The sequence below is a fragment of the Asticcacaulis aquihabitans genome (assembly GCF_032490435.1).
In the GTDB taxonomy this organism is placed as follows: domain Bacteria; phylum Pseudomonadota; class Alphaproteobacteria; order Caulobacterales; family Caulobacteraceae; genus Asticcacaulis.
The window spans coordinates 331,088-344,437 of sequence record NZ_JAVGWM010000004.1; the positions used below are offsets into that span (position 1 = coordinate 331,088).

Consider the following 13,350-nt stretch of genomic DNA (forward strand, 5'->3'; position numbering starts at 1 on the left):
GTAGTCTCTTGAGTAGGTTGAAGTTATGCGCCGAACATACGCGCGTAGCGTTCGCCGGGGGCAAACGACTTCGGCATATGTGCGGTGAATTTCTGGGCGCCCTGGGCCGCGGTTTCGGTCATCAGGTCGATGTGGCGGGTGGCGATGTCGATATGGATGGTGTCGCCATCACGGACGAGCGCGATCGGACCGCCGGCAGCGGCCGACGGGGCGCAGTTGCCGATGATGCGGCCGTGCGACCCGTTGCCGATGCGGCTGTCGGTCAGGACGCAGACGCCATTCAGTTCCATGATGTCGAGGGCGCGGGCGATGGCCGACAGCGCTTCCGCCGAGGCGGCGCGCATGACGATGATGTCAGACCCTTTGATTTCGCCCGAGAAGATGGCGTCCTGCGCCGCTTCGGCGTGGCCGAAGACGCGCGCCGTGCCATCGAACACGTCCTCGGCAAACGCGCCGGTGCGAATGACGCAGCCTTCGGGGGCAAGCGTACCGTGCATAATCGCAAAACCGCCCTGCTGCGAGCGTACAAGCGAACCGGCGCCGAACGGAGCGGTGGTGTCTTGCTTTCTCAGGGTCTGGATGGTCATGGCGATGTCTCGGTTTCTAAAGGTCAGATGTGCGAAAAAATCCCGCTCGTTTGGGGAGCGGGAGGATTTTTGTCCTCGAAAGTGCGGGTGTTTAAACCTGCGCTACCACTCCGGCATTAGGGGGCGTACTACGCCTCCAATAAGCAGCGATACGAGGTCTACGATAATGACAACCATGGCAAAAGACGTCGCCAGAGCGTAAAGCTCCCGCGTCTTGTTTTGCGTAATGGCAATGGCCGAAGCCTGGGTCATAACGATCTCCCCGCCGCCCGGTGTGGGTGCGTGTGTCCACATATAGACAGATGTTTGTTTAAATGGCAATCGAAAATTTGGAAAAATTTTCCGGCAATTCCGGGTATTACGGCGACGCAGCAAAATATTTTACCTAAAAATCCACATGTAAGGAAAAAGTATTTCATTTCTTGGTGGCAAAAGGCGGAAATCACGGCCCTGTGATGGCAAAATGCGAAAACTTATGTCCCGGTTTCAGCGGCAACCATCCGCCCTGGCGGCTTCCGTGCCTTGCCAACCGCTGGCTGAAGCCTATCATTGCAAAAAATCCAGGGTGAAAACCCCAGGGCACGAACACATGGTGCAAACACAGGGAAGATATCATGAAGGCGATTGTCACCGCAGCCATTCTGTTTTGCATGGCGCTTCCGGCCGCCGCGCAACCGCATACGGACGGGCGCACACCCGGCGAATATCCGCCGACCGTTGATTCCCAAGTTCAAAATGTGCCGCATGGCCAGTTGCTGGGGCCGATGGAATTTCATTCCAAGCTGATTCCCGGCACGGTTCGCCGCTACTGGGTCTATGTGCCGGTCGGATATAACGCCGCCAATCCGCCGAATCTTATTGTCTATCAGGACGGTCAACGCGCCATAGCCGGGTCGGAAAAGGTGCCCGTCGTGCTCGACAATCTGATCGCCAAGGGCGACATCGCCCCGACGCTCGGCATATTCGTGACGCCCGGCAATACGGGTGAGCATTATCCCGACACGCTCGGCATGAGCAATCCCGACCATCGCGCCGAAGAATATGACGCGCTGGATGATACGTTCGGGCGTATGCTGATCGAGGAACTGCTGCCCGAAGTCGCCAAGACGTACAGGTTCACCAATGATCCGAAGCGTCGCATCATCGGCGGTGGTTCCAGCGGTGCCATAGCCTCATTCACCGTCGCGTGGCGTCATCCAGAGGCGTTTGGCAATGTGATCAGCCTGATCGGTTCCTACACGTCCATCGGCATGCGCCCGGCGACAGCTACTACACCCTACATCCCCGGCGGCGACGCCTATCCCGGTCTGATCCGCAAGTCGAAGATCCGCCCGCTGCGCATCTTCATGCAGGACGGCTCCAACGATCTCGACAATGAGCATGGCAACTGGTTCCTGGCCAATCAGCAGATGGTCAAATCGATCGAATGGGCCAACGCCAATGCCGACAAATGGAATTTGGGCCCGGCGCGCTACGACCTTAAATATGTCTGGGGCGATGGCGGTCATACGGGCGAACATGGCGGCGCGCTGCTGCCCGATATCATTCGCTGGCTATGGCGCGACGTAAAATAGCCTCCGCGACCCTGGTCAAATACGCGACGAATAATATTGCCATTGCGGCAGACAAGCCTATATAGGCGCAATCCCGCAAAGCCTTGTTTCTCCTAGATTTGCTTACACAGGTAACTATCATGCCCGCTTTACGTTCCCGCACCACCACCTTCGGCCGCAACATGGCGGGCGCACGGGCGCTTTGGCGGGCAACCGGGATGAAGGACGGCGATTTTTCCAAGCCGATCATTGCCGTGGTCAACTCCTTCACTCAGTTTGTGCCTGGCCACGTTCACCTGAAGGACCTGGGGCAACTCGTCGCGCGCGAGATTGAGCGCGCCGGCGGCGTCGCCAAGGAATTCAACACTATCGCTGTCGATGATGGCATCGCCATGGGGCATGGCGGCATGTTGTACAGCCTGCCCAGCCGCGACCTGATCGCCGACAGCGTCGAGTACATGGTCAATGCCCACTGCGCCGACGCCATGGTGTGCATCTCGAACTGCGATAAGATCACGCCAGGCATGCTCAATGCCGCCATGCGCATCAATATCCCGACCATCTTCGTGTCGGGCGGTCCGATGGAAGCCGGCAAGGTCGTATGGGCGGATAAGGACGGCGTGGCCCGGGAGCATGCGCTCGACCTGGTCGACGCCATGATGCAGGCCGGCGACGACCGCATTTCTGATGAACAGGTCCAGGCGGTTGAGGAAAATGCCTGTCCGACCTGCGGCTCCTGCTCGGGAATGTTTACCGCCAATTCGATGAACTGCCTGACCGAAGCGCTCGGTCTGTCCCTGCCCGGAAACGGCACGACTCTGGCCACCCATACCGACCGCGAGCGCCTGTTCTGCGAGGCGGGCCGCACGATCGTGGACATGTGCGAGCGCTGGTACGGCCAGGACGACGCCTCGGTATTGCCGCGGTCGGTCGCCACCTTCGAAGCCTTCGAAAACGCCATGCGCCTTGATGTCGCCATGGGCGGTTCGACCAATACCGTTCTGCACATACTGGCGGCGGCACAGGAAGCCGGTGTCGATTTCACCATGCAGGACATCGACCGGATTTCGCGCACCACGCCGTGCATCTGTAAGGTCGCGCCAGCCGTCTCCAACGTCCATATCGAAGATGTCCATCGCGCCGGCGGCATCATGGGCATTCTGGGCGAACTGCATCGTGGCGGCTTGTTGCACGGGGAGTTGCCGACGGTCTATAGCCCGTCCCTGGCGGCGGCCCTGGCGCATTGGGACATCAAGTCGTCCAACGACTCCAGCGTTGCCGAATTCTTCAAGGCGGCGCCGGGCGGCGTGCGCACGACCCAGGCCTTCTCACAAAGCAAGCGCTGGGCCGAACTCGACAGCAACCGCCAGACCGGCGCGATCCGCAGCGTCGAGCACGCCTTCACCAGGGACGGTGGCTTGGCCGTGCTGTACGGCAATATCGCCGAAAAGGGCTGCATCGTGAAAACGGCCGGCGTCGATGAGTCGATCTGGACGTTTACGGGCAAGGCGCGGGTTTTCGAATCTCAAGATGCGGCGACGACGGCCATATTGAACAATCATATCGAAGCGGGCGATGTGGTGGTCATCCGCTACGAAGGCCCCAAGGGTGGTCCGGGCATGCAGGAAATGCTGTATCCGACCACCTATCTGAAATCCAAGGGGCTGGGCAAGGCCTGCGCGCTTCTGACCGACGGGCGTTTCTCCGGCGGCACGTCGGGCCTGTCCATCGGCCACGCCTCGCCCGAAGCAGCGGCGGGCGGCCTGATCGCCTTGGTCGAGGACGGCGACCCGATTGAAATCGATATCCCCAACCGGTCCATCCATCTGGCCATTTCCGACCGCGAAATCGCCGAACGCCGGGCCGCCGAAGAACATCGTGGCGTTGACGCCTACACGCCGAAAAACCGCGAACGCTATGTCTCAGCGGCGCTCAAAGCCTATGCAGCGCTGGTCACTTCCGCCGATACCGGCGCGGTGCGTGATCTGGGCCAGTTAAAGCGGTGAGGGCGTCCGGTGCATAATAGCTCTGGATTTTGCGGTTATTGGCTGTAGGCTCGCCCGGTGTGACAAGGGGAGCGACCATGGACAGACGGCTATTCATATGGGGAACTGTTGGCGTCCTGGGGTTTTCCGGTAACGCCTGGGCCAAGGCCGTGTCCGAAAAAGACGCGCAGACCGGTCTTCGCGATATCCTGACAAAGGGGACGCAGGCGGCTGTCGAACGGGTCTCCCGTCCTGATGGCTATTGGGGCGATACGCGCATCCAGATTCCCTTACCCAAAACCCTGGCCAAGACCCAGAAGCTGCTAAAACCACTGGGGCAGTCAGGCTTGCTCGACGATCTGCACCTGCGCATGAATCGCGCCGCCGAAAGCGCGGCACCGGCGGCCAAGGGCCTCTTCATCGACGCCATCAAGGGCATGACGATCAAGGATGCCGTTGGTATCATCAACGGTGGCGACACATCGGGGACGCAGTATCTCCAGCGCACGGCGACGCCTGGGCTGAAGACGGCGTTCACGCCGCCGATGCAGAACGCGATGCAGCAGACCGGCGCCGTCGATTATCTCGACCGGGTCGTCAAGCGCAACAATATGCAAGGCTTTCTCAAGACGGACGCCAAGACCTATCTTGGTGACTATGCCGTTGGTCTGGCCCTGCAGGGCCTGTTCTACTATGTCGGCAGCGAGGAAGCCGCCATCCGCCGCGATCCGGCCAAGCGGACGACGCAAATCCTGAAAGCGATTTTCGGCTAAAGCGCGTCATTCGGCGAAGGCGCGTCATTTGGCGAAAGCACCTCAGGCGACCAGCACTTCCACATCCGATCTCACCTTTTCCGACGCGGCTGCGACGTTGGAGAAGGTGTGGGTGATCTGACCCAGGCTGTCGTTGATCTGCTCTACCGCCGACACCGCCGACTGCATGTTATGGCTGATTTCATTGGTGACGGCGTTCTGTTGTTCCATAGCGCTGGCGACCGAGGTCACATTGCCAAGCACGCTGTCCATCGAGCCGGAGATGAGGTCCAGCGCATCGACGACCTCGCCCGTGGCCGCTTGCATGGTGGCGATTTCGCTGGCGATGGTCTTGGTGGACGCCGCTGCCTGATTGGCCAGGGTCTTGACCTCGCTGGCCACGACGGCGAATCCCTTGCCGGCATCGCCCGCCCGTGCGGATTCGATAGTGGCATTGAGCGCCAGCAGGTTGATCTGGCCGGCAATGCTCTGGATTAGGGTGACGATATTGTTCATGGCGGCGGCGGACTTGTTTAACCCAGCGGCGGAGACGATGGCGTTTTCCGCATGCTTGAAGACGCCCTCGACGCTTTGGCGGGCATGGCCCATACTGGTCGATATATCGCGGACGCTGTGGTTCAGCTCTTCTGAGGCTGCCGCGACGGAATTGATGATGGCCCCGGTTTCGGAAGAGGCGGTGGCGGCGGAGGCTGTCATATGTGTCGCTTGCGTCATATTGGCGACAAGACCATTGAGATCGCCATGAATGCTCTGGCTCAGGTTGGCGTTGCGCAGGCGCTTTTCCACGGTTGCCGTCATATCGGTGGCGAACTTGACGACCTTGATCACGTGGCCTGTGTCATCGAGTATCGGATTATAGCTGGCCTGGATATAGACCTTGCGGCCGCCCTGGCCGATTCGGACGAATTCTCCGGTCTGGAAATGTCCGGCGCGCAGGCGTTCCCAGAACTGGCGATATTCGGGGGAATTGGAAAAGTCTGCGTCGCAGAAAAAGCTGTGCGGTTTTCCGGTAACGTCGGCCAGGCTGTAGCCCATGGTCTTGAGGAAGGTGTCGTTGGCGGTGACGACATTCCCCGATGGGGTAAATTCGATCACGGCTTGTGAACGGTTAAGCGCCTCGACCTTGCCCTTATGGTCGATCTCGGCCAACTTGGCAGCTGTGATGTCCGTCGCCAACTTGATAATCTTGATAACGCGGCCCGACAGGTCGCGCACAGGCGCGTAGGTCGCCTGAAGCCAGATGACATCGCCGGTCTTGCTGAATCGTTTGAAGCTGCCTGACTGAGACTGGCCGGACGCCAACTCGCGCCAGAATCGGCGGTAGTCTTCGCTTTCCGTGTAGATGCGGGCACAGAACAGGCTGTGGTTACGGCCCACAATATCGCTGAGCGTATATCCGAGTGTTGTCAGGAAATTGCTGTTCGCCGTCAGGATGCTTCCGTCCGGCTTAAATTCTATAATGGCCTGCGAGGCGTCCAATGCCGCCAACACACTCTTGCCATCGGTACCGCCCGGTGCCTTGAAAAACATGATCTCCTGATCCTTTGGAGGCTCTTGCGCCCCGTTTGCAAAATGAGTGGGTCATACGCGGTACAGGTTTTTTTGCTAGACGCGGTGCCGTTAACACTGGGTTACCGCCAGAGCTAGAAGGGAAAATTCGGTAAAAATCATAAACTTAGAGGCGTTTATGCTCAATTTGCAACCCTCCTGCCGGGTGGAGGGGAGGTGCAGAAATAAGTTTACCTTCGCGTCAATTCCTGATTAACTTACGGCAAGACCCGCAATATGAGGTCGGATATATACAGATTAAGGGAAACGCCATGCTGGGTCTGATGATGGATGCGCCTCTGCTCATCCCCTCGATTCTCGAATATGCCGCCAAGTATCATCCCAATAAGGAAATCGTTTCGCGAAACGAAGACCATAGCCTGCATCGCTATACCTATGCCGAGGCACTGGTCCGGACGCGCAAGCTGGCCAATGCCCTGAACCGGCTTGGCCTTAAAACTGGCGACCGCGTGGCCACCCTGGCCTGGAACAATTACCGGCATTTGGAAATGTATTACGGCGTTCCAGGCGCGGGCATGGTGTGTCACACAGTCAATCCGCGCCTGTTCAAGGAGCAGATCGAATATATCATCAACGATGCTCAGGATCAGTACATCTTCACTGACCCGTGTTTCGCGCCGTTGGTCGAGGCCATGATTATGAACCTGCCTTCGGTAAAGGGCGTAGTGGTCATGGGCAGCCGTGAACAGATGCCGGGCAATATCTTGCACCGCGCCCTGTGCTACGAAGACCTGCTGGTGGCGGAATCGCCTGTTTTCGAGTGGCCTCAGTTCGACGAACGGACCGCTTCGGGCCTGTGCTACACGTCCGGTACGACGGGGCATCCAAAAGGCGTGCTCTATTCCCACCGGTCCACCGTGCTGCATGCCATGGCAATCAACCAGCCGGGCCTGTTCGGGTTTGGACCGGACGAAACCGTCATGCCCGTCGTGCCCATGTTCCACGTCAATGCCTGGTGCGTGCCTTACGCCGCACCGTTGGTCGGGGCACGCCTGGTTCTGCCCGGACCGCGCCTGGACGGACCGGGTCTTCTGGAGGTCATTCGCGGCGAAGGCGTTACTGTATCGGCCGGCGTGCCGACCATATGGATGAACCTGCTCAACCACTGCGCCCAGACAAATCAGTCCGTAGCCCCCATGCGTCGCGTCGTGATCGGCGGCGCCGCCGTGCCCCAGGTGCTGATCGACGGATTCGCCGCTCATCAGGCGCTGGCCATTCAGGGCTGGGGCATGACGGAGACATCGCCGCTGGGTGCTGTCAGCGTTCTGGATACGCGCCACGAAGATTTGCCGGCCGAAGACAGAATGGCCCTGCAACTGAAAGCCGGGCGGTCGCCCTTCGGAATTGAGATGCGCATCACCGACGCCGAAGGGAAGACCTTGCCATGGGACGGCAAGACGCGCGGCGAGCTGGAGGTACGTGGCCCATGGGTCGCGTCTGCCTATTACAATCTCGACGACCGGGATCAATTTACGAAAGACGGCTGGTTCCGTACGGGCGACATATCGACGATCGATGCAGACGGTTTCATGAATATCGTCGATCGGGTGAAGGACGTCATCAAGACGGGCGGCGAGTGGATATCGTCGATTGAGCTGGAAAACCTGGCTCTCCAACACCCCAGTGTCCGCGAAGCCGCGGTCATCGCGCGCGCCGATGCCAAATGGAGCGAGCGGCCCCGCTTTATCCTGGCCTTGCATCCCGGCAAGACAATAACTGGGGCGGAGTTGCGCAAGGTCGTGGAACCGTTCGTGGCGCGGTGGTGGATCCCGGAGGACTTTATCGTCGTGGATGAAATTCCCCACACGGCGACCGGCAAGATATTGAAAACGGCTCTGCGTGAACTCTACGGGGCCGAAAACCACCCCGACGCCCAAAAGATGTAAAGGACGCGATCAGGCCCGCCTTTGTTCTGCTTCGTCGAGATAGTCCAGAACCGCTTCGGCCGGCATAGGCCGGGCGAAGTAATAGCCCTGAGCCAGTGTGCAACCGAGATCGCGCAATATCGCCAGTTGCGCCTCGGTTTCGACGCCTTCGACGATGCAGTCCAGCCCCATGTCCGTGCACAGGGCGGTCAGCGACTTGACGATTTTCAGGCTGACAGAATTGCGGCCCAGGTCGGTGATGAAGCTGCGGTCGACCTTGATCTTGTCGAGCGGCAGGCGATGGACGTGACTAAGCGAGGAGAAGCCCGTGCCGAAATCATCCAGCGACACGCCCGCGCCCATCGCCTTCAGGGTGCGCACGGCTGCATAGGCTTGCTGGAAATCGTGCGTCATCGCCGTTTCCGTTATTTCGAAATCAATGCGTTTCGGATTGATGCCGGACTGGTTGACCAGGGCAATGATCTGAACGACGCTTTCGGCATCAGACAGATCGTGGGCCGACAGATTGAATGAGATGCGCAAGGAGTCGGGCCAGGAGATGGCCGCCGCCAGCGCCTTCTTCAATAACGCCTTGGTAACGCTGCGAATCAGGCCCGTGCGCTCGGCGAGCGCGATGAACTGATCGGGAGGAATCGCGCCCAATGACGGGCTCTGCCAGCGCGCCAGGCCTTCCATCGCGACCGCCCGCCCGGTTTTCAGGTTTACGATAGGCTGGAAAACCATGGACAATTCGGTATCGAGATCGGCCGCCAGTAAAGCGCGTTCCATGGCGCCGTGACTGCGGATCTGTTCTTCGTGTTCGGTGGAGAAGATAACCATCTGGCCGCGCAGATGGCGCTTGGCGTGATAAAGGGCGTAGTCTGCCCGCTCGAACAACAGCTCCGCCGTGTCGGCCGACCGCGGATAAAAGGCGACGCCAATCGAGCAGCCGAGTGGCGCATGGGAGCCGCCGATGCTGAAGGGCAGGCTTACCACATCGTTTATGGCATTACCCAGGGCTTGCAGGTCTTCGGGAGCCGGATTGCCGTCCATCAGGAAGCCGAATTCATCGCCGCCCAGCCGGCACAGGATGACGCTCGTATTGCACGCGGTCTGAATGCGTTGGGCGGCTTCGGTCAGCACGCGGTCGCCCGTGGCGTGACCATAGGTGTCATTGACTGGCTTGAAACCGTCTAGGTCAATGATGCCGACCGCGAAACCGCGACCGCTTGCAGCCGCGCTGGCTTGCTGGCGGTGCAATTCGGTGAAGAACCAGCGGCGGTTGGGCAGTCCGGTGAGGAGGTCAAGATTGGCGATGCGAAAATTTTCATCCGACAGCCGGCGCGTTTCCCCCTGGGATGCCACAAGTCGTGCGAAATTGCGGGAATAGGTGAGCAATATGATGATCATGGCGGCCGATACCAGTGCCTGGTTGACCGAGATCGCCTTCAGGCTGGAATGACCTTCGAAGAAGAAAAACAGGACGAAGGGTATGTTCGCCGTGATGGTGACGCCCAGCGCGGCAGGTCGCAGAAGCATCAGACAGAATACGCAGCCGATGACCGTCAAGGCCATGTAGAAAATGACCTGACCGCGGGCATAGGGATCGCCATAGGGATAGAGGCTCAGGCCCCAGATGGTGAAGATGAGCGTCAGGGCCACCGACAGGTGCGTCGTCAGGCGCATTTGCCGAACGATTTTTGCGTCGCTGAGGGCCGTATCCCGCGCTTTCCACCACCACAGGCATCGTATGACGCAAACGACGCACAGGATCGCGGGGAAGTATATGGACAGCCAGACCGGCGTCAGCGGCCAGAAGGTCCAGGCGGTCGCCAGAGTATTGGTGCACAGGATGAAATAGAGAAGCGGGATCTGCTTGGAGTAGGCCGCGAACTGAGCGCGCAATAACTCCATGTTGTCGGTCTGAACCCGAAACAGCGACAAGATTTTTTTAAGCGAAAAATTCCCAAAAAACAAAGACTACACCCGTACCGGCAGTCTCAGTCAGACTGCTCTTTATCTGATTTTCAGCCGGTACGATAACATGGCGATATGTATAATCTCTTTATGCGTTTTCAGAAAAAACCCGAAAGGGTTGTGTGCGGCAACCAGGCCGTGCGGCAGTGTTCAAGGATGAAGTCGTACAGGTGCCTGGGCATTGCAGATGTCGACCGCACCGGCTGGGCGGACGAAAAATGCGCCGGAGCGGTTGGCGCGCGCCTTCACCCAGGCCGCGAAGGTCGGGGTATCGCTGTCCAGCACCTGGAAGGCCGGGCGTTCCATCTGCGGCAGGTCGGACGCCATTTGGGTGGATACGATTTTGATACGCTGCGTGTCGTCTTTGTAGAAGCCGAGCTCTTCGGTGCCGCGCGGCCGGTCGGTCAATAGCTCCATACCTTTCAGCACGCGGCCCACGACCGCCAGATTGCGATCGAGGTGACGCGGCGCATGGCCGATCACCGTATAGAGCTGGGTGCCGGAGCCGGTATCGGGCGCCACATCGCGCGCCACGCCGATCATGCCATAGCAATGCACCAGCCACCGCGTCTTGCCATCGGTCGCTACGGGCCATGATTTGATGTGTCCGGTTTGTTTGGCATAGGCGTCGGCATAGGGCAGGGGCGTGAATTTCAGGCCGGCACCGAATTCATATTCTGCCGGCGGCGTGGCGGTGATGCCCTTGGCTTCGGTCTTGTCTTCATCGGGGCGCCCCCACTGCACGACATAGGCGTCCTGCACACGCAGGATCGATGCGCCGTCGAAATAGCCGGACCGGACCAATTGCCGGATATTGGCGACGTGGACAGGCGCGAAATCGGGCGCCAGTTGATAATCGATCACCGAGCCGTCGGCGAGCGTCATGACCACGATGTCGTCCGCCTTCACGTCGATCCAGGTCGTTGCGGGTGCTGCGTCCAGCACTTCCTGAGGCGAAGGGGCATTTTTCGTGCCTTGCTGGGTCACGGGGGCAAAACCGGACAGAAACAAGGCGGCACAGCCGACCATCAAAACGCGCTTGATCATGGAACCCCTCGGGAATGTATCTTCGAAGACTAACCCGTAACCTGGGCCCCGCAAGCAGAAAATTCAGAAAGACAAATTGTTAACCCTAATATTTTACCAGCTTTTCGCACTCCTTCGTTAAGCTACACAACAGAATATACAGGAGTTGCCGCATGTTCCCGCCCATGACCCGCGCTGAAAAAATGACCCTGATGATCCGTATCTGCCTTGTGGTGCTGACCATAGCGGCGGGTATTCTGGCCTTCGGTCCCTTCGGCGGTCAGGAAGCCCGTATCGGTCTGACGGACAAGGAAGGCCATGTCCTTGCCACCTTCGTTATCACCTGCCTGGCTATACTGGCCCTGCCTAAGCTGCGAAAATGGGATGTGGCTCTGCTATGTCTCGTCGGCGGCGGCCTGGTTGAGGTTGTCCAGACCATGACGGGCCGCGACGGCGACATGGCCGACTGGCTGGCGGATGCCTTCGGTGTGGCCCTGGTCATGGTCCCGATGACGGTGCAGTCGATGCGCCGCTCCGTGCTCAATGCCACTCCGCGCCGCCGCCGTACGGACCAGCCGTTCAACAAGGCGCATAAGACGCTCACCGATCTGGTGACAAAAGACTAAACAATATTTACACGTGTGATTGCGCTGTGTACCGTTACCGCGATTATTTCGGGGGTACGATATGCGCAAGACGGGAACATGGATCGCGGCGGCACTGGCCGGCATAGCGGTGGTTGCGATCGGCGGTGCCTATTTTGCCTCGCCCTATTTTGCCGCGAAAGCGCTGGCGGACGCGGCCAAGGCCGGAAATAAGGATCAACTGGAAGCCCTGGTGGATTTTCCCGCTGTTCGCGACGGCCTGAAATCGCAGCTCACGGCCATGCTAACGGCCAAAATGCAGAACAATCCTGAGCTAAAGGGCAACCCGTTCGCGGGTCTTGGGCAAATGATGGTGCCTACTCTCACCGAACGGGCCGTGGATGCCATGGTCACACCCGAAGGGATCGCCGCCATGGCGACGGCGAAGCCCGCGGCTACTCCGGTCCAGCCTGACGCCTCCCAACCTGACGCCTCCCAGCCTGATGCTTCAAAAACAGAGCTTACGCCCGCGCCGACTCCGTCAAAAGCCGACGACAATACCGTCCATAGCTACAGCTATGTGACCCTGGATCGATTTCGCGCGTCCGCCGCACCCAAATCCAAGCCGGCCCAGCATATCGATTTCGTTTTCGAACGCCGCAACCTCTTCTCTTGGAAGTTGGTCAAGATCGACATGTCCCAGGCACTCCTGACGCCCGAAAACGCCGGATAACCGGCGGGCGGAAGCGCAAAGCTCAAAGTGGTCTACGCGGTGTGATGGTGTGAGCGCTAACACCAGAACTATACCCCGCCGCGAATCCGGATTACATTGCATCTTCGATTTGATATCAGGATGGTCACTCGGGGAATGGATCATTGACAGACAAAGCATCCGCGCTGGACAGCCTGTCGCCACGGCAGAAGGAAATCCTTCGCTTGGTCGGTCAGCATATGCAGGCGAAAGAAGTCGCCCGCGCGCTCAATATCAGCAAGCATACGGTCGATACCCACACCGAAGAGGCGCGGAAGCGGCTTGGCGTCGCAACCAGTCGCGAAGCCGCACGGATGCTTATGGAATATGAAGCCGCCGCAGGCCTCCCTATCGATTACCGACCCCCACCGATAGGGATATCGGACCCGGATGAAGATGGGCCACACTGGGTCCATGAGCAAACTTTATCACCCCGACCAACAGAATTACCTGAGCATCAGCTACGACGAACTGGATATGGTTCTGAAAATGCTGGCCGACCCGCAGAAGTCGCACCACGTATCGGAGACGATCAATACGGTGCGCACGATCAACATGCAGGTGGGCACGGAAAAAGCCATCTACACGCTGGTGTCAGCGATAGCCTGGTTGACGGACGAAAGGGTTGGCTCACTCGATGGCTGAATAGCCTGTCGCCTGCCCAATGGGTAGGGTTCGTG

At 59.1% G+C, this 13,350-nt stretch carries 12 protein-coding genes and 1 pseudogene; 8 read left to right on the plus strand and 5 right to left on the minus strand.

Annotated features, from left to right (window positions below):
- Nucleotides 1-23: 23 nt before the first annotated feature.
- A complete protein-coding gene (locus tag RCJ00_RS15840; RefSeq protein WP_316223163.1) occupies nucleotides 24-587 on the minus strand; it encodes a dihydroxy-acid dehydratase domain-containing protein in 564 nt (187 codons plus the stop codon).
- Nucleotides 588-689: 102 nt separating this feature from the next.
- The gene (locus tag RCJ00_RS15845; protein ID WP_316223165.1) at nucleotides 690-839 is read right to left on the minus strand and encodes a hypothetical protein; all 150 of its coding nucleotides are present in this window, start codon (nucleotides 837-839) and stop codon (nucleotides 690-692) included.
- Between the two features lie 362 nt (nucleotides 840-1,201).
- Here RCJ00_RS15845 and RCJ00_RS15850 point away from each other — a divergent pair, with 362 nt between their 5' ends.
- The 3 genes from RCJ00_RS15850 (at nucleotide 1,202) to RCJ00_RS15860 (ending at nucleotide 4,898) form a co-directional block, all read left to right on the plus strand.
- Nucleotides 1,202-2,161: an alpha/beta hydrolase gene (locus tag RCJ00_RS15850; RefSeq protein ID WP_316223166.1), complete on the plus strand. Its 960-nt coding sequence runs from the start codon at nucleotides 1,202-1,204 to the stop codon at nucleotides 2,159-2,161.
- Between the two features lie 119 nt (nucleotides 2,162-2,280).
- Nucleotides 2,281-4,146 carry a dihydroxy-acid dehydratase gene (gene ilvD / locus RCJ00_RS15855; protein WP_316223167.1) on the plus strand — a complete coding sequence of 622 codons (1,866 nt, stop codon included), beginning with the start codon at nucleotides 2,281-2,283 and terminating at the stop codon, nucleotides 4,144-4,146.
- Between the two features lie 77 nt (nucleotides 4,147-4,223).
- Nucleotides 4,224-4,898, plus strand: coding sequence for a DUF4197 domain-containing protein (locus RCJ00_RS15860; RefSeq protein ID WP_316223169.1), 675 nt, complete (start codon nucleotides 4,224-4,226; stop codon nucleotides 4,896-4,898).
- A 42-nt stretch (nucleotides 4,899-4,940) separates the two neighbouring features.
- Here RCJ00_RS15860 and RCJ00_RS15865 read toward each other — a convergent pair whose 3' ends face one another.
- Entirely contained in the window at nucleotides 4,941-6,428 is a 1,488-nt protein-coding gene (locus RCJ00_RS15865) for a methyl-accepting chemotaxis protein (RefSeq protein ID WP_316223171.1), read from the minus strand.
- Between the two features lie 290 nt (nucleotides 6,429-6,718).
- Between RCJ00_RS15865 and RCJ00_RS15870 the strand changes: the two genes are divergently transcribed.
- Nucleotides 6,719-8,353, plus strand: a complete 1,635-nt coding sequence (locus tag RCJ00_RS15870) for a long-chain fatty acid--CoA ligase (RefSeq protein WP_316223172.1) — start codon at nucleotides 6,719-6,721, stop codon at nucleotides 8,351-8,353.
- A 9-nt stretch (nucleotides 8,354-8,362) separates the two neighbouring features.
- Here the strand turns inward: RCJ00_RS15870 and RCJ00_RS15875 are convergent, their stop codons facing one another.
- Nucleotides 8,363-10,246, minus strand: coding sequence for a putative bifunctional diguanylate cyclase/phosphodiesterase (locus RCJ00_RS15875; protein ID WP_316223173.1), 1,884 nt, complete (start codon nucleotides 10,244-10,246; stop codon nucleotides 8,363-8,365).
- A 213-nt stretch (nucleotides 10,247-10,459) separates the two neighbouring features.
- Nucleotides 10,460-11,356 carry a peptidylprolyl isomerase gene (locus tag RCJ00_RS15880; protein ID WP_316223174.1) on the minus strand — a complete coding sequence of 299 codons (897 nt, stop codon included), beginning with the start codon at nucleotides 11,354-11,356 and terminating at the stop codon, nucleotides 10,460-10,462.
- 152 nt (nucleotides 11,357-11,508) lie between these two features.
- On the opposite strand from RCJ00_RS15880, the gene RCJ00_RS15885 reads away from it, so the two are divergent.
- The 4 genes and pseudogenes from RCJ00_RS15885 to RCJ00_RS15900 all read left to right on the plus strand — a co-directional run bounded on the left by RCJ00_RS15885 (nucleotide 11,509) and on the right by RCJ00_RS15900 (nucleotide 13,315).
- Nucleotides 11,509-11,961, plus strand: coding sequence for a VanZ family protein (locus RCJ00_RS15885; protein WP_316223175.1), 453 nt, complete (start codon nucleotides 11,509-11,511; stop codon nucleotides 11,959-11,961).
- A gap of 61 nt (nucleotides 11,962-12,022) precedes the next feature.
- Nucleotides 12,023-12,652, plus strand: coding sequence for a DUF2939 domain-containing protein (locus RCJ00_RS15890; RefSeq protein WP_316223176.1), 630 nt, complete (start codon nucleotides 12,023-12,025; stop codon nucleotides 12,650-12,652).
- Nucleotides 12,653-12,870: 218 nt separating this feature from the next.
- Nucleotides 12,871-12,927 (plus strand): annotated as a pseudogene (locus RCJ00_RS20670) (hypothetical protein); the annotation flags it as partial.
- Between the two features lie 157 nt (nucleotides 12,928-13,084).
- Nucleotides 13,085-13,315, plus strand: coding sequence for a hypothetical protein (locus tag RCJ00_RS15900; protein WP_316223178.1), 231 nt, complete (start codon nucleotides 13,085-13,087; stop codon nucleotides 13,313-13,315).
- The last annotated feature ends 35 nt before the right edge of the window (nucleotides 13,316-13,350 follow it).